Origin of the sequence: Hydrogenophaga sp. 2FB (assembly GCF_005503365.1) — a bacterium.
In the GTDB taxonomy this organism is placed as follows: Bacteria; Pseudomonadota; Gammaproteobacteria; order Burkholderiales; family Burkholderiaceae_C; genus Hydrogenophaga.
Genome location: NZ_SCML01000029.1, coordinates 59,629 through 82,658 on the forward strand (window position 1 = coordinate 59,629; position 23,030 = coordinate 82,658).

23 protein-coding genes are annotated in these 23,030 nt (G+C 68.1%); 19 read left to right on the top strand and 4 right to left on the bottom strand.

Annotated elements, in window-relative coordinates; all coding sequences use genetic code 11:
* The first annotated feature begins 2 nt into the window (after window positions 1-2).
* The 3 genes from FFS09_RS17645 to FFS09_RS17655 are packed head-to-tail and all read left to right on the top strand — an operon-like array spanning window position 3 to window position 4,459.
* The gene (locus tag FFS09_RS17645) at window positions 3-899 is read left to right on the top strand and encodes an AraC family transcriptional regulator (protein ID WP_137920206.1); all 897 of its coding nucleotides are present in this window, start codon (window positions 3-5) and stop codon (window positions 897-899) included.
* Window positions 896-3,235 carry a TonB C-terminal domain-containing protein gene (locus FFS09_RS17650; RefSeq protein ID WP_137920207.1) on the top strand — a complete coding sequence of 780 codons (2,340 nt, stop codon included), beginning with the start codon at window positions 896-898 and terminating at the stop codon, window positions 3,233-3,235. The genes FFS09_RS17645 and FFS09_RS17650 overlap by 4 nt, the downstream gene beginning before the upstream one ends.
* 15 nt (window positions 3,236-3,250) lie before the next feature.
* The gene (locus FFS09_RS17655) at window positions 3,251-4,459 is read left to right on the top strand and encodes a tetratricopeptide repeat protein (protein WP_137920208.1); all 1,209 of its coding nucleotides are present in this window, start codon (window positions 3,251-3,253) and stop codon (window positions 4,457-4,459) included.
* Window positions 4,460-4,480: 21 nt separating this feature from the next.
* Here the strand turns inward: FFS09_RS17655 and FFS09_RS17660 are convergent, their stop codons facing one another.
* A complete protein-coding gene (locus FFS09_RS17660) occupies window positions 4,481-4,762 on the bottom strand; it encodes a cupin domain-containing protein (RefSeq protein ID WP_137920209.1) in 282 nt (93 codons plus the stop codon).
* Window positions 4,763-4,855: 93 nt separating this feature from the next.
* Between FFS09_RS17660 and FFS09_RS17665 the strand changes: the two genes are divergently transcribed.
* From FFS09_RS17665 to FFS09_RS17690, 6 genes are all read left to right on the top strand, one after another.
* Window positions 4,856-5,221, top strand: coding sequence for a YciI family protein (locus FFS09_RS17665; RefSeq protein ID WP_137920210.1), 366 nt, complete (start codon window positions 4,856-4,858; stop codon window positions 5,219-5,221).
* A 111-nt stretch (window positions 5,222-5,332) separates the two neighbouring features.
* Window positions 5,333-5,818, top strand: a complete 486-nt coding sequence (locus tag FFS09_RS17670; RefSeq protein WP_137920211.1) for a VOC family protein — start codon at window positions 5,333-5,335, stop codon at window positions 5,816-5,818.
* 20 nt (window positions 5,819-5,838) lie between these two features.
* The gene (locus tag FFS09_RS17675; protein WP_137920212.1) at window positions 5,839-6,267 is read left to right on the top strand and encodes a YciI family protein; all 429 of its coding nucleotides are present in this window, start codon (window positions 5,839-5,841) and stop codon (window positions 6,265-6,267) included.
* A gap of 19 nt (window positions 6,268-6,286) precedes the next feature.
* A complete protein-coding gene (locus tag FFS09_RS17680; RefSeq protein ID WP_137920213.1) occupies window positions 6,287-6,826 on the top strand; it encodes an SRPBCC family protein in 540 nt (179 codons plus the stop codon).
* 42 nt (window positions 6,827-6,868) lie between these two features.
* Window positions 6,869-7,282 carry a VOC family protein gene (locus FFS09_RS17685; RefSeq protein ID WP_137920214.1) on the top strand — a complete coding sequence of 138 codons (414 nt, stop codon included), beginning with the start codon at window positions 6,869-6,871 and terminating at the stop codon, window positions 7,280-7,282.
* A gap of 10 nt (window positions 7,283-7,292) precedes the next feature.
* The gene (locus FFS09_RS17690) at window positions 7,293-8,564 is read left to right on the top strand and encodes an RNA polymerase sigma factor (protein ID WP_137920215.1); all 1,272 of its coding nucleotides are present in this window, start codon (window positions 7,293-7,295) and stop codon (window positions 8,562-8,564) included.
* Between the two features lie 138 nt (window positions 8,565-8,702).
* On the opposite strand, the gene FFS09_RS17695 is transcribed toward FFS09_RS17690, so the two are convergent.
* Both FFS09_RS17695 and FFS09_RS17700 read right to left on the bottom strand, forming a co-directional pair.
* Window positions 8,703-10,268 (bottom strand): hypothetical protein, encoded by a 1,566-nt coding sequence (locus FFS09_RS17695; protein ID WP_137920216.1) that lies wholly within the window; start codon window positions 10,266-10,268, stop codon window positions 8,703-8,705.
* Between the two features lie 78 nt (window positions 10,269-10,346).
* On the bottom strand, window positions 10,347-12,203 hold the full coding sequence (locus FFS09_RS17700; RefSeq protein ID WP_137920217.1) for a hypothetical protein: 1,857 nt from the start codon (window positions 12,201-12,203) through the stop codon (window positions 10,347-10,349).
* Between the two features lie 258 nt (window positions 12,204-12,461).
* Here FFS09_RS17700 and FFS09_RS17705 point away from each other — a divergent pair, with 258 nt between their 5' ends.
* The 4 genes from FFS09_RS17705 (at window position 12,462) to FFS09_RS17720 (ending at window position 16,319) form a co-directional block, all read left to right on the top strand.
* Window positions 12,462-13,712 (top strand): flavin-containing monooxygenase, encoded by a 1,251-nt coding sequence (locus FFS09_RS17705; RefSeq protein WP_171020085.1) that lies wholly within the window; start codon window positions 12,462-12,464, stop codon window positions 13,710-13,712.
* A complete protein-coding gene (locus FFS09_RS17710) occupies window positions 13,696-14,178 on the top strand; it encodes a hypothetical protein (protein ID WP_137920219.1) in 483 nt (160 codons plus the stop codon). The genes FFS09_RS17705 and FFS09_RS17710 overlap by 17 nt, the downstream gene beginning before the upstream one ends.
* 12 nt (window positions 14,179-14,190) lie before the next feature.
* The gene (locus FFS09_RS17715; protein ID WP_137920220.1) at window positions 14,191-14,661 is read left to right on the top strand and encodes an anthrone oxygenase family protein; all 471 of its coding nucleotides are present in this window, start codon (window positions 14,191-14,193) and stop codon (window positions 14,659-14,661) included.
* Window positions 14,662-14,762: 101 nt separating this feature from the next.
* On the top strand, window positions 14,763-16,319 hold the full coding sequence (locus FFS09_RS17720; RefSeq protein ID WP_137920221.1) for a methyl-accepting chemotaxis protein: 1,557 nt from the start codon (window positions 14,763-14,765) through the stop codon (window positions 16,317-16,319).
* A gap of 1 nt (window position 16,320) precedes the next feature.
* Here the strand turns inward: FFS09_RS17720 and FFS09_RS17725 are convergent, their stop codons facing one another.
* On the bottom strand, window positions 16,321-17,259 hold the full coding sequence (locus tag FFS09_RS17725; RefSeq protein WP_137920222.1) for a LysR family transcriptional regulator: 939 nt from the start codon (window positions 17,257-17,259) through the stop codon (window positions 16,321-16,323).
* Between the two features lie 119 nt (window positions 17,260-17,378).
* Between FFS09_RS17725 and FFS09_RS17730 the strand changes: the two genes are divergently transcribed.
* The 6 genes from FFS09_RS17730 to FFS09_RS17755 form a co-directional block, all read left to right on the top strand.
* Complete coding sequence (locus FFS09_RS17730) at window positions 17,379-18,170, top strand: dioxygenase family protein (RefSeq protein WP_137920223.1); 792 nt, start codon at window positions 17,379-17,381, stop codon at window positions 18,168-18,170.
* Window positions 18,171-18,253: 83 nt separating this feature from the next.
* A complete protein-coding gene (locus FFS09_RS17735; protein ID WP_137920224.1) occupies window positions 18,254-19,327 on the top strand; it encodes a Kelch repeat-containing protein in 1,074 nt (357 codons plus the stop codon).
* A 48-nt stretch (window positions 19,328-19,375) separates the two neighbouring features.
* The gene (locus tag FFS09_RS17740; protein ID WP_137920225.1) at window positions 19,376-20,539 is read left to right on the top strand and encodes a glycosyltransferase; all 1,164 of its coding nucleotides are present in this window, start codon (window positions 19,376-19,378) and stop codon (window positions 20,537-20,539) included.
* Window positions 20,540-20,613: 74 nt separating this feature from the next.
* Window positions 20,614-21,297, top strand: coding sequence for a TetR/AcrR family transcriptional regulator (locus FFS09_RS17745; RefSeq protein WP_137920226.1), 684 nt, complete (start codon window positions 20,614-20,616; stop codon window positions 21,295-21,297).
* The gene (locus FFS09_RS17750; protein WP_137920227.1) at window positions 21,294-22,190 is read left to right on the top strand and encodes an SDR family oxidoreductase; all 897 of its coding nucleotides are present in this window, start codon (window positions 21,294-21,296) and stop codon (window positions 22,188-22,190) included. The genes FFS09_RS17745 and FFS09_RS17750 overlap by 4 nt, the downstream gene beginning before the upstream one ends.
* A partial coding sequence (locus tag FFS09_RS17755) for a carboxyl transferase domain-containing protein (protein ID WP_289509311.1) occupies window positions 22,183-23,030 on the top strand: 848 nt, incomplete at its 3' end. The genes FFS09_RS17750 and FFS09_RS17755, both read left to right, overlap by 8 nt.

A 23,030-nucleotide genomic window follows, 5' to 3' on the forward strand; every position in this document is an offset into this window, starting at 1 on the left:
CCATGAACGCCTCTCCGCTGCTTTTGGTTCCCTTCCGCGAAGTTCGCCACGATCAGCCGGACGACTGCCTGCACTACGAATCCGTCGCCGTGCGGGGTGCGGAGATGGACTGGACGATTCCGGCGCACCGCCATGAGGGTTTGCACCAGTTCCAGATGCTTGAGCAAGGCGGCGTGCGCGGCACCATCGACGGGCGCGAATTCGAGGCCCAAGCGCCGGTGCTGCTGATGCTCGCGCCCGGTTCGGTGCATGGTTTCACCTACACGCCCGACACGGTGGGCCATCAGGTCACCGTGCCCACCGCGACGCTGCGGCAACTGCTGGGCGGCTCGAACCTCGCCGACACCGAGCTCGCCACCTCGTGCGTGCTGCCGGACATCGAGGGGCAAGGCATGGTCGAGAGCCGACAGCTGTTTGCCCAGGTCGAGCGCGAGTTCCGCACCCAGAGCCCGGGCCGCGTGCACGCCTTGCTCGCCTGCGCCACGCTGCTGGCGGTGCAGTTTCTGCGGCACCGCGGCGAGCACTTCCGCCGCGAACGCGGGCAGGGCGCGCGCGACGCGCTGCTGCAGCGCTACCGCGCGCTGGTGGAGCAGCACTACCGCGAGCACCAGCCCTTGTCGTTCTATGCCGACACGCTCGGCGTCACGCCCGACCACCTCAGCCGCACCTGCCGTGGCGCCACGAAACAATCGGCGCTGCACATCCTGCACGAACGCCTGATGCTGGAAGCGCGTCGCTTGCTGGCGTACTCGTCGATGCCCGTCACCGAGGTGGCGCAGCAACTCGGCTACGACGACGCGGCCTACTTCAGCAAATTCTTCAGCCGCTGCGTGGGCAATACGCCGTCGGAATACCGGACGCTAGTGGCCAGTGGCGTGCGCGGCGGGATGGCCCTGTGAGCGCCACCCGTGTCGCCCCGTGGTCGCAGCGGGTCCCGCCGATGGACCCCGAACGCAGGCGCCTGTCGTGGGCGCTGCTCTTCTCGGCGGCGTTCCATGCGCTGCTGATGAGCCTGGTGCTGAGCGGGCAAGGCAGCGGCGTGCCGGGCTTTTCGTGGCCTTGGCAGGAGCGGCGCGGCGAGTTGCCCGCGTTGCCCGCACTGAACGTGGTGCTGCAGCCCGCGCCGATCGCGGCCGCCGAGCCGGCCGGTGCACCGCCGGCGCCAACGCCCCCATCCGCACGCGCCCAGCCGACGGCGGGTGGCGGCAGGGCAGGGCCGCCATCGGCGGCGCCAAGGGCTTCTGCGGCGCCTGCCGCGAACCGGGCCAGCAAGCCGCCTCCACCGGCCGCGACCGTGCGCGAAGCGCCTGCCGCACCACCCGTGGCCACGGTGAAGGCACCGCCGGCCGTGGCGCCCGTCCCGTCGGTGGTCAGAAAACGCGTCGCGCCTCCCGTGCCTGTGCCGACACCCGCGCCCGCGCCAGAGACCTTCGCTGCCGCTGCCGCGCCTATCGCCCCGAACGTGGCGGCGCCCCTGCCGCCTTCCGAAGCAGCCATGGAACAGATCCGGCGGGACCAGCAGGCGCAAGCCGCCGAGCGGTTGCTGCGAGAGACACTGGCCCTGCAAGCGGCGCAACGGGCGGCGGAGCAGGCCGTGCAACGAGAGGCCGAGCAGGCGAGACAGGCTGCGGCGCAGGCCGCGCAACAAGCAGCCCGGCGGGCGGCCGAACAGCGCCTGGAGGATGCGCAGCGGCTGGCGGCGGCTCAGGCCATCGAGGCCGAGCGCGAGAACGCGGCCCAGCAAGCGGCGCAGGCCGCGCGCGCCGAGATCGCGCGGCTGGAAGTCGAGCGCCAGGGGGCCGCGCAGCGCGCCGCCGCGCAACAGGAGGCCGAGTTGCAGGAAGCCGCGCGTCGCGAAGCCGCACAGGCAGACATGCGCCGGGCGGAACTCGAGCGCCAGGCGGCGGCGCAGAAAGCGCAAGCACAACAGGAAGCCGAACGCCAAGCCACGGCGCGGCAGGAAGCGGCGCGGTTGGAGGCCGAGCAGCAGGCCGCCACGCAACAGACAGCTGCCCGACAAGCCGCGGCGCAACAGGAAGCTGCGCGTGCCGAAGCGGCCCGGCTGGAGGCTGAACGCCAGGCTGCGGTGCAACAGACCGCGGCACAACTGGAAGCCGCGCGTGCCGAAGCCGCACGGCTGGAGGCCGAGCGCCAAGCTGCCGTGCAACAGGCCGTGGCACAACAGGAAGCGGCCCGGCAAGCCGCGGAACGACTGGAAGCTGCGCGTGCCGAAGCCACGCGACTGGAGGCCCAGCGCCAGGCCGCCGCACAACAGCAAGCAGCACGTGCCGAGGCGGTGCAACTGGAGGTTGAGCGTCTGGCCGCAGCGCAGCTGGAAGCCGCGAGGCAAGCCGCGGAACGGCTGGAGGCGGTGCGCGCGGAAGCGGCGCGCCAGGAGGCCGAGCGTCAAGCGGCAGCGCAACAGGCCGCAGCGCAGCAGGCGGCGCAGGAAGCCGAACGGCAAGCAGCGGCACAGCAGGCCGCCGCGGCCGAACGTGCCGAAGCGGTGCGTCAGGACGGCGAACGGCAGGCCGCAGCTGCGCGCGCCGACGCCGCACGCCAGGAGGGCGAGCGCCAGGCCGCGGCGCAACAAGCCGCCGATCAACAAGCCGCCTCGGGCCGCGCCGAAGCAGCGCGTCGGGAAGGTGCGCTACAGGCCGGAGCACCACAAGCCGGCGCACCTCAGGCCGGCACCTCGGAGGCCGTTCGGCCCAACGCGGCCGGTACCGAGGCGGACCGGCGCGAAGCCGAGCGCCTGGCCTACGAAGCCGTGCGCGAAGAACGCCTGCGCGCGATCGGGCGGCAACTGAACGAAGAGGCCGATCGGCGCCGGGAGGCCGAGGCCGCGGCGGCCGCGCGCGACACGCCGCAGTACTGGCAGACCCTGCGTCGGGGCCGCATCTTTGGCTACACCGATGCCAGCGAAGAACTCGTGCGTTACGCCCAGACCTTTGCCCGCAAGGTCCAGCAGAACATGACCTTCGAACTGGTGCGCGAAGCCGCGAAACAGCGGCACCAGAACCCGGTGGTGACCGTGTCCATCCGGGCCGACGGCACGGTCGAATCGGTGCGGTTCGTGGTGCCCAGCGGTGTGTCCGAGATCGACGAAGCCATTCGCGAGATCGTGCGCAGCCAGGCCAACTACCCGGCGTTTTCACCCGCCCTGGCGCGCGAGTTCGACGTCGTCGAAATCCGCCGCACCTGGAGTTTCGACACCTCCATCCGCCTGCATTGACCCTTGAACCGTTGCATGAACCCGACCGATCCCACCGAACAAGCCAAGGCCCTGTTTTTCGAAGGCAACGCCCTCTTCGAAGCCCACCAGCTGGAAGACGCCCTCCAGCGCTACCAGGCCGCGCTCGCGCTGGTGCCCGGGCGCCCCTCCATCCTGGCCAACCTGGGCGTGACGCAGTGCCGCCTGGGCCAGTGGGCCGACGCCGTGGCCACGCTGCGGCAGGCCACCCAGGCCGACCCGACGAACCGCGACGCCTGGGTGGCGCTCGGGCTCTCGCACGAGGCGCTGTCGCAGTGGACCGACGCGGTGCAGGCGCTGCGGCAAGGCCTTCGCCTGGGCGTGTCCACGGCCCAGCTGTGGCTCTCGCTCGCCATGTGCCTGCTGCACCTGGAGCAGCCCGCCGAAGCGCTGGACGCGCTCGACCGCGCGCTGGCGCTCGAACCCACCCTGGTCGAGGCCTGGAGCCAGCGCGGCAACCTGTTGCGCGAGATGGGGCGCAACGCCGAAGCCGCGCGCTGTTTCGAACAGGCCCTTGCGCACGGCGGTGAAGAGACGCTGCACCGCTTTTACCTGGCGTCGGTGCGTGGCGAGCCAGCGGTCCCGCCCGAGCCGCCGCGCGGGTATGTGGAAGCGCTGTTCGATGACTACGCCGACGACTTCCAGTCCCATCTGCTCGAGCACCTGAAATACCAGGCCCACCGCACGCTGCTCGCGCCCGTGCTTGGCACGGGTGAGCGCTACGGGCTGGTGCTCGATCTCGGTTGCGGCACCGGCCTGTGCGGCCAGCTCATCCGCCCGCAGGCCGAAGCGGTGGACGGTGTGGACCTCGCACAGGCCATGGTCGAACAGGCGCGCGCCAGTGGTGCGTACCGCCAGGTCGTGCACGGCGATCTGCTGGGCTTTCTGCAGGCGCACACCGAACCGGTCGACCTCGTCATCGCGGCCGACGTGTTCATTTACGTGGGCGCCCTCGACGCGGTGTTCGCCGCCGTGCGCCAGCGCCTCAAGCCCGGCGGCTGCTTTGCCTTCTCGGTCGAACTCGCCAGCGGCGAACCCGGCCTGCAGCTGCGCACCAGCCTGCGCTACGCCCACACGCCCGGCTATGTGGAGCAACTCGCGCAGGCCCAGGGCTTTCGCGTGCGCCAGACCTGGCAGGCGCCGCTGCGCGAAGACCAGCTCAAGCCGGTGATGGGCTTGTATGTGTTGCTGGAGCCGGCGGGCTGAGCCTGCAGGCGCCGCCGCGCCTCAACCGTGCCGCCGCGCCACCCAGCACACCGCGCCTTGCGCGCCATACCGTTCCGCGTGCGGCACACCGCGCTCCACCTCGAAGCTGTCACCCGGGCGGAGTTGGCGTGTGAGGTCGCCCACGGTGAGCCACATTTCGCCCTGGGTCACCACGGACCTGGCCGCGAACGGATGGGTGTGCATGTCCAGCAGGGTGCGAGGCGCCCATTGGCGTTCGAGCACCTCGTCGTACCCCTCCATCAGGGACTGCAGGCGAAAGCTTTCGAAATCGGTTGCGCTCATGGGAATGCCATTGTGGTGGATTGAGCCCCGAGGTCAAGCAGGTAGCATGCGGCCTTCCGCTCGTTTGTGATGACCATCGAAAGGCGCTTGTCCATGTCCCACATGCTTTTGATTCTGGAACCGGCCGGGCAGCGCAGCACCCGCACCGAAGCCGAAGGCCGCGAGGTGTACGCCCGCATGCAGCGCTTCGGTGAATCGCTTCAGACGCGTGGCAAGCTGCTGGCGGCCGAGTCGCTTGCTTCCCAGTCGACGGCCGCGCGGGTGCAGACGCGTGGCGGCCAGGCCCAGGTGGTCGATGGCCCGTTCGCCGAAGCCAAGGAAATGATCGGCGGCTTCTTCCTGCTCGACTGCGCCAGCATGGCCGAGGCCGTGGCCATTGCCCACGAATGCCCGGCCGCCGAATGGGCCACCGTGGAAGTGCGGGCCTTGGGCCCTTGTTACGACGACAGCCGGGGTTAAGAAAAAAACCGAAAAAAATGCGGGCGCCGGTCGAAAACCGCCCGCCTGGTTCGTCGTGATGTTGAAGCCACCCGATGTCGGGTGTTCCCGGTTCTTCAACAGGAGTTTTTCATGACGGCCACCCCATTCCGCATCCAGCCCTGTCTCTGGTTCGACCAGCAGGCCGAAGAAGCCGCGCGCTTCTATGTGTCGGTGTTTCCCAACTCGCGCATCGGCGCGGTCACCCGCTATGGACCGGGCGCGCAGCTGCCCGAAGGCACGGTTCTCACGATCGACTTCGAGTTGGACGGCCAGCCGCACACCGCGCTCAACGGCGGTCCGCACTTCCAGTTCTCGCCCGCCGTGTCACTGGTGGTGCGCTGCAAGAGCCAGGACGAAGTGAACCACTACTGGAAGCAGCTCTCGGCCGCGCCCGAGCAGGAGCGCTGCGGCTGGTTGCAGGACCGCTATGGCCTGTCCTGGCAGATCGTTCCCGAGCAACTCATGCCGATGCTGCAGCACCCCGACGCGGCGCGCCGCCAGAGCGTCACGCTCGCCCTCCTGTCCATGGGCAAGCTCGACATCGCGGCCCTGCAGGACGCTTTCGACCACCCCTGAGCATCCCTGAGGAGAACACCATGCGATTCATGATCATCGTCAAGTCCTGCGACGAGTTTGAAGCCGAGACCACGCCCGCGCCCGACCTGGACGTGATGGCTGAGATGGTCCGCTACCACGAAGAACTGGCGCAGGCCGGCGTGCTGCTCGACGGCTCCGGGCTGCACCCCAGCCGCAAGGGCTGGCGCGTGCACTATGGCGTCGACGGCGGCAAGCGCATCACCGACGGGCCGTTTGCCGAAACCAAGGAACTCATCGCCGGCTACACGCTGATCCAGGTGCGTTCTCGCGAAGAGGCCCTGGAATGGAGCCGCCGCTTTCCCAACCCGGCCGGCAAAGGCAAGGCCGCGGTCGTCGAATTGCGCCAGCTCTACGAAATGGAGGACTTCCCGCCCAGCCAGCCGCTGGAGGATTTCAAGAAAATCGACGCCATGCAGCCCAAGGGCTGATGGGAAAAGGACACACACCATGATCAAGACCCTTGCCCTGTTGATCGGTGCGGTCATCGCCGTGCTGCTGATCTATGCCGCCACCCGGCCCGACGCGTTTCATGTCGAACGCTCCACCACCATCCAGGCGCCGCCCGAGCGGTTGCACCCGCTCATCAACGACCTGCAGCGGTTCAACACCTGGAACCCCTACAACCGCAAGGACCCGCAGATGCAGGGCCGCTACAGCGGTGCCAGCGCCGGCCCGGGCGCGGTCTATGACTTCGAGGGCAACAAGGACGTGGGCAAAGGCCGCATCAGCGTCACCGCCACCAGCGCGCCCTCGAACGTGGTCATGCGGCTTGACATGTTCGAGCCCTTCGCGGGCAGCAACGTCGTCACGTTCAGTCTGGTGCCAGAAGGCGGCGCGACCCGCGTGACCTGGGCCATGGACGGCCCGAGTCCCTTCATCGCCCGGTTGATCGGTGTGTTCATGAACATGGACCAGATGATCGGCCGAGACTTCGAGGCCGGCCTGGCCAACCTGAAAGCGCTGGCGGAAAAGCCCCCCGCGTCCTGACCGCTTTTCCTCCCACGTCCACCCCACTTGAAAGGAATCACCATGGGTTTCAAACAGATCTTCGTCAACCTGCCCATCAAGGACATGGCCCGTTCGCAAGCCTTCTTCCGCGCCCTGGGCCTGGACTTCAACCCGCAATTCACCAACGAACAGGGTGCCTGCCTCGTCATCACCGAGGACATTTACGCCATGCTGCTCGTCGAGCCCTTCTTCCAGGGCTTCACCAAGCTGCCGATTGCCGACGCGAAGAAAGCTACCGAGGTGCTGATCGCGCTCTCGTGCGACAGCCGGGCCGAGGTGGACGAGCTGGCGGCCAAGGCGGTGGCCGCCGGCGCCACCACGCCCAACGCGCCGCAGGACCACGGCTTCATGTACCAGCACGGCTTTGCCGACCTCGACGGCCACCAGTGGGAACTTTGCTGGATGGACATGAGCGCCGCGCCCGCGCAGATGTAAATTCCAGCCCATGCATTCCAGTGTCCACCAGGCCATCGCCACCGTCTGGCGTATCGAGTCCGCGCGCATCACCGCGAGCGTGGCGCGCGTGGTGCGCGACGTGGGCGTGGCCGAAGAACTCGCGCAGGACGCGCTGGTGGCCGCGCTGGAACACTGGCCGCAGGACGGCGTGCCCGACAACCCCGCGGCCTGGCTCATGACCACCGCCAAACGCCGCGCGCTCGACCACCTGCGCCACCGCCAGATGGCCGAGGAGAAGCACGACGGCATCGCCGCCGACATGGAAGCGCTGGGCACCACCCACGTGCCCGACTTCGTCGACGCGCTCGACGAAGCCCGCCAGGACGACATCGGCGACGACCTGCTGCGCCTGGTCTTCACCGCCTGCCACCCGGTGCTGTCGACAGACGCGCGCGTGGCCCTCACGCTCAAGCTGCTCGGCGGCCTCACCACGCACGAAATCGCGCGCGCTTTTCTGGTGCCCGAAGCCACCATCGCGCAGCGCATCGTGCGCGCCAAGCGCACGCTCAGCGACGCTGGTGTGCCGTTCGAAGTGCCACGCGGCGACGCGCTGGGCGAGCGGCTGGCCTCGGTGCTCGAAGTGGTGTACCTCGTGTTCAACGAGGGTTACACGGCCACCAGCGGCGGCGACTGGATGCGCCCCGACCTGTGCAACGAAGCCCTGCGCCTGGGCCGCATGCTCGCCGGCATTGCGCCGCAGCAGCCCGAGGTGCATGGCCTGCTGGCGCTGATGGAGATCCAGGCCTCGCGCACCGCGGCGCGCACCGATGCCGAAGGCAAGCCCGTCTTGCTCGCCGACCAGGACCGTGGCCGGTGGGACCACCTGTTGATCCGCCGCGGCCTGGCCGGGCTGGACCGCGCCGACCTGCTCACCACCGAACCCGGCCCTTACCACCTGCAGGCCGCCATCGCCGCGTGCCACGCGCGCGCTGCGCGCGCCGACGCCACCGACTGGGCGCGCATCGCGGCGCTGTATGGCGACTTGCTGCGCGTGGCGCCGTCACCGGTGGTGGAACTCAACCGCGCCGTGGCGGTGTCCATGCACGCCGGCCCCGCCGCCGGTCTGGTGCTGGTGGACGCGCTGATGAAGAACAAGGCGCTGCGCCAGTACCACTGGCTGCCCAGCGTGCGCGGCGACCTGCTGGCCAAGCTGGACCGCCGCGAGGAGGCACGCGCCGAGTTCGAACGCGCGGCCGAACTGGCCGGCAATGAGCGCGAGAAGTTGTTTCTGATGGAACGGGCCGCTGCATTGCGCGAATGAGCGCCTGGCCGGAGTGCGTCATTCCCCGCGCGTTTTGAGCGTCGCCTTGAGCTGGGCTTCCACGTGTGGAGCACGGGCACGCAAAGGGTTCCATCCATCCGAAGGACGGGAGCCTGCGGGCACCGTGCTTTTAAAGAATCAAAGATCGTCGGACGACGGATCCAGGTCTTCGGCGAACCGCATCTCCATCTCTTCAATGGCCTCTTCGTTCTGGTTGATGACGCTTTTCACGTCGTTGCCCAGACGTCTCAGCACCGTGGTGTAGAAGTTGTCACCGTCGTCGGGGATATCCAGCAGCGCGAGTTGCAGCAATGTGTTGAGTCGCCAGTGGATCTTGTTTTTTTGCTCCGGCGTGGTGTTCGCGCTCAAGTCGTCGGCGGGCAAGGTGGTCACCTGCCGGGCGAACGCCACCAACACCAGCAGCTTCAACCGGCTCGTGTCGAAGGTGTCGCTCAGAAGTTCGCTGCGCAACGCATCGGTGGCGCGGCTCTGAAGGGCCTGTGCCTGCTCCAGGGCGTTGCGGAACCGCTTCAGAACGGTGGCGTCGATGTGCGGCCCGAGGACCTCGCATTTGTCCAGCATCGTCCGGATGCTGGTGAAGGGCTGTTGTGCCAGTTTCTCCACAAGGCGTGGATCTTTCAGGACCGCCTGCATCATCTGCTCGATGTCCAGGGCTTTTTTGCCCAGCAGTTTTTCATGCGTGCTCCTCAGGACGTTGCAGACGCCACGCAGTTCCGGTGTGAACAGCGCCTGTGCGTCCGCGTGTTGCACAACGTTGCCATCCACCCAGCGGTGCCACGCCGCGAGCCGGTGGCACTGCGTGACGTAGGTTTGCAGCGCAGCGCTGCCTTGCAAGCTGTAGCGCTGCGCCATTGCCCAGACTTTTTCATTGAAGTTGTCCGGCACTGCCTCGGGAAAGTACGCGTTCAGAGGGACCGTTGAAGGCACATCGCGCAGCACCGTTTGAGCGAGTGTGGGCCGTTCGTTCACGAGCGCCGTGAACAACTTGTCGCGCAACGTGGCCCGTTGCAGGATGTCGGCAGGTGCCTTCGAGTCTGTCGACTGCAGGTCTTTGCTGGCGGTGCTGTGTTCGGTGTGCGATGGACTCGACGGCAACATTCGCTTGCGGGACGCACCCGCGTCCGGGGAGGCGGGACTCTCCGGTTTGTGGAGGAGTTCGTAGGACGCCCAGTTGTCGCTGATCCAACCCAGCATCTGCTCGCATTCGGCATCTTTCAGGAGGGGCATCAAAAGTCCGGCGTTTTCCCGCAGACGCCACGCCAGGGCCGACACCTTGCTTCGGTTTTCCGGGCTCACTTCGCCGAAACCCATGTAGAGGTGCAGAGCGTCGGGGCTTGCGCTTTTGCAGTGGGCCTTGTTCTCACTGACCAGCGCCTGCAGGCACCTCTTGACATGAGCGACATCGATCAGTCCGGTGCTGCGCAATGCCTGCGCCAGTGCGTTGCGGTTCGCCTCGGTGTTGAGGTTCGACCACCTGCCCAGGCGGGTGTTCAGAATCCTGGCGTCGATCACTGCGATGAAGCTGGTCTGGCTGGTGTTGGTGTTGGTCGTGATCGACCGGCTGAGTTGTTTGCCGCCCGTGCCCGCGGCGACCGGATCCAGTGGTATGCCGGTGTCTGTGAACGCGGGTTGGTTTGCGATGGGTTGGGGCGTGGAAGGGGTGCCGACAATGGGTTTTGACATGGATTGAGCCTTTTGAGCATGGAAAGGGAAGGGGTGCGGCGCATCGTGTGCGGTGCCCCGTTTCGCGTGCGCGATGGTTCAATAGTCGTCGTCGTTCTGGGGTCGGATCTTTTTCAGCGTGGTTTCAACCCTCCATACAAGGTGAGCGAGCATTCTGATTTCCCAGCTGCTGCCATCTTCCGAGGCATTGACCGCGCGTTTGTGCAGCGTCTTGACGCTTTCGAAGATGGCTTCGACCTGTATCCAGGTGGCGCCTTCGCTCACGTAGTCGGCCGGCGAGTCGGCGAACTGCCGTGCGATTTCCTTTCTCACAAGGGGTTTCAACTTGGCTTCGTTGAGGGTGTCTTTCAGGAGTTCGTTGCGGAGCTCAGACGATGCTCTCATCTGAACGGCGCGCGCCTCTTGTGCGATCTGGTGAAAGGCCCTCACGGTTTTTCCCTTGGTGTGTTGCTCGAGCAGCAAGCATTGATGCTCCAGCGTTTTGAGGCTTGCAAAGGGCTGCTGTGCCAGCAGTTCCTTCAGGTTGGGCAGCTTCATGGCCGCCTTGATGAGCTGCTCAAGTGCCTTGGTGTTCGCCTGCACATGCTCTTCGGATGTTGTGGCCAGCGCGTTGCAGACCGCATACACCTCGGGCTTGTACAGCGCCAGCATGTCCGGATGAAGTTCCATTTGCTTTTGCACAATCCTGTATGCCTTTGCGCGCTGCCCGCAGAGCCTGAGGAATGATTCCAGCGGCTGGCCCGAGTGGGCCTGTGCGTAGCGCATTGCCGTTGCGTGGAGTTTTTCATAAGACCGATCCGGAGACGGCTTGGGAAAGTATTTATGGAAGGATGTGATGGAAGGCAGCTGGTTCAGAAGTGATGTGACGGCCGGGAAGTCCTCCGCCTCCAGGGCCGCGAACAGTGCGTCGCGCGCTTTGGCTCGCCGCAGAATCTCGGCAGGGTCCTTGAGATCCTCTTGGGCCTGGCGACTCTCTGCCTCCTGGGTCGCAAGCTCCAGAGGAGATTTCAGTTTTCTGGGGCCCATTCCCATGGTGTTCGTGACCCCCAATGTGTTGGTCGTCGTCGCCGTGCGGGTGGAGGTGTTGGTGATGACAGCCTTGTGGGCCGTGGTGGCCTGGGTGGACGTGGAGGCGGTGGACCCCGCGTCGGTGGTTTTGTGACGCCTGGGGGATTGGAGTTCCTGCGCTTCGCTGGCGGTGCTGATTTCCTCGCGGGACTTGACCGAGTAGGTGCTTTGTTGGCTGGTGCCTGCACCCACGCGCGGGAGGGGCTTCGACGCCTTGAGTGGCGCGACGGGTTCGTCGTCCGACTCCGATGCAGCTCCCTCAGGCAGCGATGCCTCCATTCGCAGCATGGACTTGCGGTAGTCCTTCGCATCGGAAGGGTCGGTTTTTTTCTGTGTGTGGATCTGCTCGTAGCTCTCCCAGTGATCGGTGATCCAGCCCAGCATTTCCTCGCACTGCGGGTCACCCAGTTGCCCTTTCAACGCCGCGGCCGCGTTGCCCAGTGCGCGCAGCACTTTCAGAAAATCGCGGCGGTCCTCGTTGCTCACATCGCCAAATCCCATGTAGATGTGCAAGGCGTCAGGCGTCTTGCCGTTGCAGCGCGCCGTGTTCTCGGCGACCAGACCCCGCAGACAGTGCCGGACCAGGGCCATATCGGGCCCACCGGGCTTGCTCAGTTCGTTCGCCAGTGTGTCGCGGTGCGATTGGCTGGTGGTGTTCAAGGCCCGGCCAAGGCCGCTGCTGAACGCTTTCGCATCGACCACCGCGAAGAACTGGGTCGACCCCGTGGTGGGCGTGGGCGCTGTCTGGCTCAATGGTTTGCTGCCCTTGCCCGCCCCCAGGGTCTTCCAGGGGATGGCAACGTTCTGGGCGCTGGTGGGTGTGGGGGTCGGCTTCGGCGATCGGGTGGGCGCGCTGGGTTGGGCCATGGCGTGATCCTCTGGTGGTTGGGGTGCGGGTATCTCGCGCGGCGCTCGTGATCTCCGCCTGGAGGCATGAGGGTGCCACGCGTTTTTCGTAACACGTGCGCGCCATGGGTTCCGGGCGGTCCCAGGTGGCAGACCGACGGCGAGCGCATCGACGGGGCGAGCGATGTCGATGCCGTGCTGCTTCGGCGGCCGGGTGAAAGCCCTCATGGCGCGACGTGCGAGCCAGGGCCACACTGGGCAACAACGCCGCCCGCTGCCATGGAACACGACGCGCTTTCTCCCCCCTTGAGTCCCGAGCCCTTCCGTGGCTCCAACCATGCCCCGCTCGACCCCGACACCGAGGCCGACATCGTCGTCGTCGGCGCCGGGCCGGCGGGCCTGGCGACGGCGGCCAGCCTGGTGCAGCGCGGGCACAGCCCGCTGGTGTTCGAACGGGCGCAGGACGTGGCGTCCTCCTGGCGCCACCACTACGAGCGCCTACACCTGCACACCGTCAAATCGCATTCCGCGCTGCCCGGCATGCCGTTCCCCGACAGCGCGCCGCGCTACGTGCCGCGCCAGGGCGTGGTGGACTACCTGAGCGCCTACGCGCGCCGCTTCGGCATCCATCCCGAGCTGGGCGCCCATGTGCGGGCCATCGAACCGCGGCCGGGTTTGGCGGGCGCGCCCTGGCAGGTCGTGCTTGCGGGCGGGCGGCACATCTCGGCCAACCACGTGGTGGTGGCCACGGGTGCGAACCGCCGCCCGCTCGTGCCGACGCTGCCGGGGCAGGACCGTTTTCAAGGGCGCGTGCTGCACAGCCGCAGCTACCGCAACGCCGCGCCCTTCGCCGGCCAGCGCGTGCTGGTGGTGGGCATCGGCAACACCGGTGCGGAAATCGCGCTCGACCTGACCGAGCAGGGCGTGCGCACCGCGCTCTCGGTGCGTTCGCCGGTCAACATCGTGCGCCGCGACGTGCTGGGCCGGCCGACGCAGCTCTCCAGCATCCTGCTGGGCAAGCTGCCGCCGGCGCTGGGGAATGGGTTGGCCACGCTGCTGCGCAACCTGACCGTGGGCGATCTGGGTCGCTACGGCCTGCGCACGGCGCCGATCTCGCCGCTGCGGCAGCTGCGCGAGCAGGGCAAGACGCCGATGATCGATGTCGGCACCGTGGCGCGCATCCAACGCGGCGAGATTCCTGTCTACCCTGGCATTCAAGCCCTCACGTCCGGCGGCGTGCGCTTCACCGATGGCCGCGAGCATCCGTTCGACACCGTGCTGCTCGCCACCGGCTACGAAGCCGCGTTGAGCGAGCTGTTCCCCTTCACGGCGCTGCCGCTGGACGAGCGCGGCATGCCCCAGGCGGTGAACGGGGAAGGCGCGCTCGAAGGCCTGCACTTCGTCGGCTTCGACGTGCGACAACCGGGCGGCCTGCTGCGTTCGATCGCGCAGCAGGCCGTGGTGGTTGCCGAGCGCATCTCCGCGCGGCAGGCGCAGCCGATCAGGGACCGGCATGGCAACGGGCGCTGACGCGCCGGCCGCGGCGGGGCGCACCCGCCTGCGCATCGGCGAGCGCGAAACGCGCATCGAGTCGGGGCCGGCGCACTGGGTGCTGCCCATCGGCACGCAGGCGGTGGATGGCGGCGGCCCGTTGCGGCACGAGCCCCCCACGCCTTTGGAGATCGAACGCGCCATCGAACACGTGGAGGATGCGGTGATGCCGCTGCTGCGGCAACTGCCGCCGGGTACACAACTGCAGACCAGCGATGCCGCCGCGCGCGTGCTGCACGCCCTGGTCCGTGAGCAGGTGGCCGGTGCGGCCGACGCGCTGTCGCTCGACGACGTGGAACACGTGTTCAACCACCTCGCCGCGCTGTCCATGGGGCGGCCGCTCGCTTCGTCATCGTGGCCGTCGCACACCGGCCTGGCGGCTTACCTTGTGATCTTGCGCGAGGCCATGCACCATCTGCGCTTCACGTCCATCACCCTGGTTTGAAAGGCCGCCTCCATGCTGACCCAACTCCTGCTCCTGACCTGCCTCGGCGCGGCCCTCGTGGGCGGCGTGTTCTTCGCCTTCTCCAGTTTCGTGATGAAGGCGCTGGGCCAGTTGCCGAGCGAGGCCGGCGCGGCCGCCATGCAGCGCATCAACATGGTGGTCATCAACCCGCTGTTTCTCGGTGCGTTCATGGGCACGGCGCTGCTGGCGGCGGCCTGCGTGGTTGCGGCGGTGATGATTCGCACCGAGTGGCGCGCGCTGTGGGTGCTGGCCGCTGGCCTCTTCTACCTGTTGGGCACCTTCGGCGTCACCATGGCCTTCAACGTGCCGCGCAACAACCGGCTGGCCGGCCTCTTGCCCGCGTCGTCGCAGGCGCAGGCGTACTGGCCGGTATACCTGCGCGAGTGGTCGCGCTGGAACCACGTGCGCACGGCCGCCGCGCTGATCGCGGCGGCCTGTGCTCTGGTAGGGCAGTTGCCTTGAAAAGGGGGGTTTGGGCGGCTATATCCGACTTAAGTCCGGGCATGGTTGGCCGATGAAACGGATGGTCCCTTCATCAATGCTTGCTCACAGAGGTTCCTACCATGCTTGAACTTTCTCAAAAGCCCATCCGCACCCAGCTGACCTTGTTGCTGGCGGTCGCCGCGTTGTTCCTGGTGTCTGTCGCCGGTGTAGGGGCCTGGGCTCTGGTGCGCAGCGCGTCGATCGCCACCACCAGCAACGACGTCAATGTGCCGCAGCAGCGTGCGGGCAACGATCTCATGAAGGCGGTGAGCGCGCGCGCCATTGCCGCTCGCAACCTGGTGCTTGCCGCCGATCCGGTCGTTCGCGACGTGGAGTTGGCCAAGATCAAACAGGCACACGAGGCCACGCAGGCCGCGGTGAAGGAGCTCGAAACCCTGACCGCCAACGCGCCCGCCGAGGGCCGCCGCCTGGTGGCCGCCGTGGTCGCCGCCGAAACCGAGTACGGCCCGGTGGCGTTGAAGATCACCGGTGTGGCCGCCGAAGGTGCATCGCAACAGGCTGCGACCATGATCATCGAGCAGTGCCGCCCCTTGCTGGCGAAGCTGGAAAAAGCGGTCGACGCCCTGCTGACCTACGAGTCGGCCGTGGCGCAGGAAGACCACGAAGGCCTGCTGGCTGGCACGCGCAGCGCCATCGGCTGGGTGGCCGCACTGGGCGCCGGCGCGCTGGTGCTGCTGGTGTGGCTGGGCTTCGCCATCACACGCGGTCTGGTGGGCAGCAGCCAGGCCGCCCTGCAGGCGGTCGAGAAGATGGCCGCGGGCGACATGTCGCTGCACCTGGACGCCAAGGGCAACAGCGAACCGCAGCGCGTGCTGCGCTCGCTCGACAGCATGGCAGCGCGCCTGCGTGAGGTGCTGGGCACGGTGCGCAGCGCGTCCGACCAGATCGCGACCGCCAGCGAAGAGGTGGCCAAGGGCTCGCTGGACCTGTCGTCGCGCACCGAGCAGGCCGCCAGCAACCTGGAAGAAACGGCGGCCAGCATGGAACAGATGACGGCTACCGTGCAGCAGTCCAGCAACTCCGCGCGCCAGGCCAACCAGCTCGCTGGTGAGTCGGCCGACGTGGCGCGCCGCGGCGGTGACGTGGTGGGCCAGGTGGTGCAGACCATGGGCGACATCAGCAAGTCCTCGGGTCGCATCGGCGAAATCATTGGCGTGATCGATGGCATCGCGTTCCAGACCAACATCCTCGCGCTCAACGCCGCGGTGGAAGCGGCCCGCGCCGGTGAGCAGGGCCGCGGCTTCGCGGTGGTGGCGGGCGAGGTGCGCAACCTGGCGCAGCGCAGCGCGCAGGCCGCCAAGGAAATCAAGCAGCTGATCGAAGACTCCAACCAGCAGGTGGCCGGCGGTACGCGCCTGGTGCAGGAGGCGGGCGGCACCATTGCCGAGGTGGTGGACAACGCCAAGCGCGTGAGCAGCATCGTGAGCGAGATCATGGCGTCGAGCACCGAGCAGGCCGATGGCGTGACGCAGATCAACGTGGCGGTGACGCAGCTCGATCACATGACACAACAGAACGCCGCCTTGGTGGAGCAGACCTCGGCCGCGGCCGAAAGCCTCAAGGAGCAGGCGCGCCAGCTGTCGGCGGCGGTGTCGGTGTTCCGCCTGGCGGCCTGACTTACCCGGCGCCGTTGCGCCGCTTCCTTGTCACGCGCTGTTGCGTGGGCCAGGCCTGCATGCGGAAGGCCTCGACGAGGAAGTCGATCAACAGGCGCACCTTGGGTGGCATGAACTTGCGCGACGGATAGACCACGTATACGCCGAGCTCGATGGACTGGAACGCCGGCATCAGCTCCACCAGGGTGCCCGCCTGGAGATCGGGGCCCACCAGGAACGAGGGCTGCAGCACGATGGCCTGGTGGCGCAGGGCCGCGAGGCGGCAGGTGTCGCCGTTGTTGCTGCGCAGCCGGGGTGACACCTTCACCGTGACCGGCCCCTCGGGGCCCGTGAACACCCAGTTCTCGCCCATGGAGAACAGGCTGTAGCTGACCACCTGGTGCTGCGCCAGTTCGGATGGGTGCCGGGGCGTGCCGTGCCGGCGCAGGTAGGTGGGCGATGCACACAACACCATGCGCGTGCGGGCGATCTGGCGGCTCACCAGGCTGGAGTCGGGCAGGCTCGCGATGCGCACGGCCATGTCGAAACCTTCTTCCACGAGATCGACCACGCGGTCCGACAGGGTCACGTCCAGCGTAAGGCGGGGGTGGCTGGCCATGAATTCCATCCACAGCGGCGCCAGGTGCAGCATGCCGAAGGTGACCGGCGCGTTGACGCGCAGCAGCCCAGCGGCCTCGCCGCTGCGCGAGGTGATTTCCGCCTCGGCGTCCTCCACCGTGGACAGCACGTCCTTGCAGCGCACGTGAAAGACCTCGCCCTCGGGCGTGAGCGAAAGCCGCCGCGTGGTGCGGTTGAGCAGCCGCACGCCCAGGTGCGATTCCAGCTCCGCCACGTGGCGCGACACCGCGGCCTTGGACATGGGCAAGGCATCGGCCGCGGCGACGAAGCTGCCCGCGTCGACCACCGCCACGAACACGCGCATGGCTTCAAATCGGTCCATTTGTCTCTCGATCAGGAACAGTTTGTCTCATTGGAGCCTGTTTATCTCATGAATTGGAACTTTTAAAGTTGCCATCAACACGACGAGATCCACGACAGACACCACGACAGGAGAACCCCATGAGCCGCTTGCCCACGCTTTTTATTTCCCACGGCGCACCCACCTTCGCGCTGGAACCCGGCCTCGCCGGCCCGAAGTTGAAGGCGCTCGGGCGCGCCCTTCCCACCCCCAAGGCGGTGCTGATCGTATCGCCCCACTGGATGACGCGCGGTGCCCGCGTGGGCCTCTCCGCGCTGCCCGCCACCATCCATGACTTCGGCGGCTTTCCGCAGCCGCTGTACGAGATCGCGTACCCGGTGGCAGGCCAACCCGCCCTCGCACAACGCACGCTGGACATCTTGAAGGCGGCCGGCTGGGCCGCACAGGGCGATGACAACCGCGGCCTGGACCACGGCGCCTGGGTGCCGCTGTTGTACCTGTACTCGGACGCCGACGTGCCGGTGTTCCAGGTGTCGCTGCCCGCGGGCCTGGATGCGCAAGGCGCCTGGGCGTTCGGGCAAGCCCTTGCGCCGCTGCGCGACGAAGGCGTGCTGGTGATCGGCTCGGGCAGCCTCACCCACAACCTCTACGAGTTCCGCAGCGGGCATGGCGACGACGCGGCCTACGCCACCGAGTTCACCGCGTGGGTGCGCGAGGCCGTGCGCCAGGGCGACAGCGCGCGCGTGCGGCGCACGCTGGACGACGCCCCGCATGCGCAGCGCGCCCACCCGACCACCGAGCACTTCCTGCCGCTGCTGGTGGCGGCCGGCGCGGCGGGCGAGGGTGCGAGCGCCGAGGTGATCGATGGCGGCATCACGCATGGCGTGTTGTCGATGGACAGCTTTGTGTTTGGCGGCATCCCGGTCCTTTGAGGGCCGGCGCCATGGCTTTGCGCCGCGCGGGGTGTTGGGTACATTGGTAGCCACCGCTGCCTGTCCCCACTGGAGATCGCGCCATGACCCTGAGCCGTCGTCACCTGATCGCCGCTGCCGCGGCCTGCGCCGCACCGGCACTCGTGCGCGCGCAGCAGCCGCACCATGGCCACCACAGCGGCCAGTTCGAACGCCTGAACCAGCCCGGGCGCATGGACCTGCCCGAGATCCACGCGCAGCAGGCGGTGAGCGACAGCCCGGCGCCGCGCGCCGCGCGCGCCGGTGTGTGGCGGCCCCGCGCGCCCCTGCCGATCCCGCGCACCGAGATGGCCTGGGCGGCGGCGTACCGCAACCGCGTGCACCTGGTGGGCGGCTATGCCGAGCAGCGCGTGGACAAGCCCTACCACCACGCCTACGATCCGGTGACCGACCGCTGGGAAGAGCTGCCGCAACTGCCGCGCGGCGCCAACCACGTCGGCGTGGCCACGCTGGGCGACCACCTGTATGCGTTCGGTGGTTTCATCGAACAGAACCGTACGCCGCACGACGAAGCGTTCCGCTTTGATGGCGCGCGCTGGGCGCGCATCCGCCGCCTGCCCGAGGCCTGTGGCGCCATGGCCTGCGTGGCGCTGGGCCAACGCGTGCACCTCATCGGTGGGGCGATCGGCAGCGACTGGCGGCGCTCGATCGACTGGCACATCGTCTACGACCCCGCGAGCGACCGCTACGAGAAGCGCCAGCCCTTGCCGACGGCGCGCGACCACATCGGCATCGTCGTCGTGGGCCCGTCCATCCATGTCATCGGCGGCCGCGTCGATTCGTTCCACACCAACAGCAGCCTGCACCACAGCTACGACGCGCAGGCCGACCGCTGGGTGGCGCGCACGCCCATGCCCACACCGCGCAGCGGCCACGGCTGCGTGGTCTACCGGGGCCAGGTGTTCGTGATGGGCGGCGAGGGCACCAACCGCGTGTTCGGCCAGAACGAGGCCTGGGACCCGGTGGCCGACCGCTGGGTGTCGCACGCGCCGATGATCACGCCGCGCCACGGCATGGGTGCCGTGGTGGTGGGCGACGAGATCATCGTGGCCGGCGGCGGCCCCCAGATGGGTGGCGGGGTGAAGAGCGCGATCAACGAGTCGTTCACCCTGGGCTGATCGGCCCGTTGCCACACGCCTGACACATCGCGCGCCTCCAATCGGCGCATGCGAACGGTCGACCTGATCTACTTCAACGCGGGTGGTGGCCACCGCGCCTCGGCGCTGGCGTTGCAGGCGGTGCTGCGCGAGCGGCAGCCCGGCTGGCAGGTGCGCCTGGTCAACCTGTTCGAGGTGCTGGACCCGCAGGGCAAGTTCAAAAAGGTGACGGGCAGCGCGCCGGAGGACTGGTACAACAAGCGCCTGGCGCGCGGCTGGACCATCGGCATGGCGCAGGAACTCAAGCTGCTGCAAGGCCTGATCCGCCTGGGACATCCCATGCTGCTGCGTGCCTTGCAGCAGCACTGGCTGCGCACCGAGCCCGACCTGGTGGTCTCGCTGGTGCCCAACTTCAACCGCGCGATGTTCCAGAGCCTGGCCTCTGCGCTGCCCGGCGTGCCCTACGCCACCGTGCTCACCGACCTGGCCGACGTGCCACCGCAGTTCTGGATCGAGCGCGACCAGCGCCAGCACTTCATTTGCGGCACACCGCGCGCGGTCGGGCAGGCACTGGCGCTGGGCCACACGCTCGAACGCGTGCACGCCACCTCGGGCATGGTCATCCGGCCCGAGTTCTACCAGCCCCCGGTGCCGGACCGCGCGCAGGCGCGGCGGCGTCTCGGGCTCGATCCTTCGCGGCCCACCGGCATCGTGATGTTCGGTGGCCACGGCTCCAAGGCCATGCTGGGCATTGCCGAGCGCCTGGCCGAGACGACGCAGCTGATCCTGGTCTGCGGCCACAACAAAGCCTTGGCCGCGCGGCTGGAGGCGCTGCCACGCGGCGCGCCGCGGCTGGTGCTGGGCTTCTGCAGCGAGGTGCCGCGCACCATGCAACTGGCCGACTTCTTCATCGGCAAGCCCGGGCCCGGCAGCCTCAGCGAAGCGGTGCAGATGGGCCTGCCGGTGATCGTGGTCGACAACGCCTGGACCATGCCGCAGGAGCGCTACAACGCGCACTGGGTGCGCGACAACGGCCTGGGCATCGTGGCACGCAGCTTTCGCCGCATCGACACAGCCGTGACCGAGTTGCTGGCCGACCTGGAGGGCTACCGCGAACGCGTGCGCCGGATCGAGAACCGGGCGCTGTTCGAGATCCCCTTGCTGCTGGAGCGCATCCTCGAGGAGGCGCAGGCGGTGCGGCCAGACCCCGGGGTGCCACTGCCCCGAGCCTGACCGGGCCGCCGGTGGTTTATTTTTACAAAGCAACTGCTTGCTGAAATTCAAAGGCGCTGCTAAGGTCTGCGTCCATGACGCTGGACAGCAACGCACCGCAGGCCACCGACGCACCGCGCCGGGCGCGTGGCCGCCCGCGCAAGACCGCCGATGAACGCGACGACGGCAACCGCCGCCAGGAGCTGATCAACGGCGCGGCGCGGCTCTTCCGGCACAAGGGCTTTTCCGCCACCAGCACGCGCGACATCGCCGCCGCCGTGGGCATGCAATCGGGCTCGCCGTTCTACCACTTCGAAAGCAAGCAGGCGCTGCTGGGTGCCGTGATGCTCGAGGGCATGCAGGGCGCGTTGCAGCGCCAGCAGGCGGCGCTGGCCGCGTTGCCCGCGACGGCTCCTGCACAGGAGCGCCTGCACGCGCTGGTGCGCAACCATTTCGACGTGCTGCTCGGCCCCGACAGCGACTTCATCCCGGTGATGCTGTACGAATGGCGTTCGCTCAAGCCCGCGCAACGCAGCGAGATCAACCACTTGAAAGACCGCTACGAGGCCGACTGGTCGCCCGAGCTGGAGGCGCTGCACCAACAGGGCGCGCTCGGCAGCGACCCGGTGTTGGCGCGGCTGATGATCTTTGGTGCGCTCAACTGGTCGGCGCAGTGGTACGTGCCGCCGTCGGGGCGCAGCGCCAAGGCGCGGGCGCGTGCTTCGCTGGACGAGCTCACCACCTCGGCGCTGCAACTGTTTCTGAAGGAACCGACATGACATCCGCCCACTACCGCTCGGCCTTCGCGCCGGGCCTCTTCAGCGGCCGCGTGGTCGTGGTCACCGGTGGCGGCTCGGGCATTGGCCGCTGCACCGCGCACGAGCTGGCCAGCCTGGGCGCGCACGTGGTGCTGATCGGCCGCAGCCTGGCCAAGTTGCAGGACACGGCGGGCGAGATCGTGGCCGATGGCGGGCGCGCGAGTTTTCATGCCTGCGACATCCGCCAGGAAGAGACGGTGCGCACCGTGGTGACCGCCATTGTCGGCGCGCATGGGCGTGTCGACGCGCTGGTGAACAACGCCGGCGGCCAGTACATCACGCCGCTGGAGAACATCAGCGCCAAGGGTTGGCAGGCGGTGCTCGACACCAACCTCACCGGCGGCTTCCTCGTGGCGCGCGAGTGTTATGTGCAGAGCATGCAGGAGCGGGGCGGCGCCATCGTCAACATCGTGGCCGACATGTGGGGTTCGATGCCCGGCATGGGCCACAGCGGCGCGGCGCGCGCGGGCATGGTGAACTTCACCGAAACGGCGGCGCTGGAATGGGCGCGCAGCGGTGTGCGCGTGAACGCCGTGGCGCCGGGCTACATCGCATCGAGTGGCATGGACCACTACCCCGAGGAGGCCGGCCCGATGTTGCGCGAGATGCGCGAGACGGTGCCGGCCGGGCGCTTCGGCAACGAGGCCGAAACGTCCGCCGCCATCGTGTTCCTGTTGTCACCCGCGGCCAGTTTCATCAGCGGCAGCGTGTTGCGCGTGGACGGCGCGCGCCCGCAGGTGCGCATGGGCTGGGGGCAAGTGTCCGCGCCGCTGGACGCGCAGGGGCGCGACGCGGTCAAACCGTTTGAGGGATTCCACCGGTATGTGGTGCCCAAGGTGTTCCAGGATGTTTGAGTCTTCGTTCAACCCCCAGAGCCCGCAAGCCCAGCAGCGGCGCGACGCCATGCTCGAGCGCATCGACCAACTGCGCGCGCTCGAAGCCCGCGCCGCATTGACCTCGGCGAAATCGAAACCCGTGTTCGACAAGCGAGGCCAGTTGCTGCCGCGCGAGCGCGTGGCCTTGCTGCTGGACCCGGGCGCGCCCTACGTGCCGCTGTGCTCACTGGCGGGGTATCTGCAGGACACGCACGACGCCGAGAAGTCGGTGCCTGGTGGCGGTGTGGTGGCGGGCATGGGCTTCATTGCGGGCGTGCGCTGCATGGTGGTGGCGAGCGATTCGGGCATCGACGCCGGCGCGATCCAGGCGCGCGGGCTGGAGAAGATCTTGCGCGCGCAGGAGATCGCGCTGGAGAACCAACTGCCCTTCGTGCACCTGGTGGAGAGCGCGGGTGCGAACCTCACCAAGTACAAGGTCGAAGGTTTTGTGCAGGGCGGCGCGCTGTTTCGCAACCTCGCGCGGCTGTCGGCGGCGGGCATTCCAGTGATCACCGTGCAGCACGGGTCGGGCACGGCGGGTGGCGCGTACATGCCGGGCTTGAGCGACATCGTGATCATGGTGCGCGGGCGTTCGCGTGCGTTTCTCGCGGGGCCGCCGTTGTTGATGGCGGCGACCGGGGAGGTGGCGACGGAAGAGGAGCTGGGTGGGGCGGAGATGCATACCTCGGTGTCGGGGCTGGGGGAGTACCTGGCGGAGGACGACCGGGAGGCTTTGGGGTTGGCTCGGCGGTTGATGGGGCAGTTGGTGGCGCGCGGCCCCCACCCCAGCCCTACCCCAGAGGGGGAGGGAGTGAAGAC

Coding starts and splice junctions, on each gene's coding strand:
- FFS09_RS17725 (WP_137920222.1), bottom strand. CDS start 17,259: ATGGACCGATTTGAAGCCATGCGCGTGTTCGTGGCGGTGGTCGACGCG.
- FFS09_RS17645 (WP_137920206.1), top strand. CDS start 3: ATGAACGCCTCTCCGCTGCTTTTGGTTCCCTTCCGCGAAGTTCGCCAC.
- FFS09_RS17655 (WP_137920208.1), top strand. CDS start 3,251: ATGAACCCGACCGATCCCACCGAACAAGCCAAGGCCCTGTTTTTCGAA.
- FFS09_RS17660 (WP_137920209.1), bottom strand. CDS start 4,762: ATGAGCGCAACCGATTTCGAAAGCTTTCGCCTGCAGTCCCTGATGGAG.
- FFS09_RS17745 (WP_137920226.1), top strand. CDS start 20,614: ATGACGCTGGACAGCAACGCACCGCAGGCCACCGACGCACCGCGCCGG.
- FFS09_RS17670 (WP_137920211.1), top strand. CDS start 5,333: ATGACGGCCACCCCATTCCGCATCCAGCCCTGTCTCTGGTTCGACCAG.
- FFS09_RS17680 (WP_137920213.1), top strand. CDS start 6,287: ATGATCAAGACCCTTGCCCTGTTGATCGGTGCGGTCATCGCCGTGCTG.
- FFS09_RS17690 (WP_137920215.1), top strand. CDS start 7,293: ATGCATTCCAGTGTCCACCAGGCCATCGCCACCGTCTGGCGTATCGAG.
- FFS09_RS17705 (WP_171020085.1), top strand. CDS start 12,462: ATGGAACACGACGCGCTTTCTCCCCCCTTGAGTCCCGAGCCCTTCCGT.
- FFS09_RS17700 (WP_137920217.1), bottom strand. CDS start 12,203: ATGGCCCAACCCAGCGCGCCCACCCGATCGCCGAAGCCGACCCCCACA.
- FFS09_RS17730 (WP_137920223.1), top strand. CDS start 17,379: ATGAGCCGCTTGCCCACGCTTTTTATTTCCCACGGCGCACCCACCTTC.
- FFS09_RS17685 (WP_137920214.1), top strand. CDS start 6,869: ATGGGTTTCAAACAGATCTTCGTCAACCTGCCCATCAAGGACATGGCC.
- FFS09_RS17740 (WP_137920225.1), top strand. CDS start 19,376: ATGCGAACGGTCGACCTGATCTACTTCAACGCGGGTGGTGGCCACCGC.
- FFS09_RS17710 (WP_137920219.1), top strand. CDS start 13,696: ATGGCAACGGGCGCTGACGCGCCGGCCGCGGCGGGGCGCACCCGCCTG.
- FFS09_RS17695 (WP_137920216.1), bottom strand. CDS start 10,268: ATGTCAAAACCCATTGTCGGCACCCCTTCCACGCCCCAACCCATCGCA.
- FFS09_RS17665 (WP_137920210.1), top strand. CDS start 4,856: ATGTCCCACATGCTTTTGATTCTGGAACCGGCCGGGCAGCGCAGCACC.
- FFS09_RS17675 (WP_137920212.1), top strand. CDS start 5,839: ATGCGATTCATGATCATCGTCAAGTCCTGCGACGAGTTTGAAGCCGAG.
- FFS09_RS17715 (WP_137920220.1), top strand. CDS start 14,191: ATGCTGACCCAACTCCTGCTCCTGACCTGCCTCGGCGCGGCCCTCGTG.
- FFS09_RS17750 (WP_137920227.1), top strand. CDS start 21,294: ATGACATCCGCCCACTACCGCTCGGCCTTCGCGCCGGGCCTCTTCAGC.
- FFS09_RS17735 (WP_137920224.1), top strand. CDS start 18,254: ATGACCCTGAGCCGTCGTCACCTGATCGCCGCTGCCGCGGCCTGCGCC.
- FFS09_RS17720 (WP_137920221.1), top strand. CDS start 14,763: ATGCTTGAACTTTCTCAAAAGCCCATCCGCACCCAGCTGACCTTGTTG.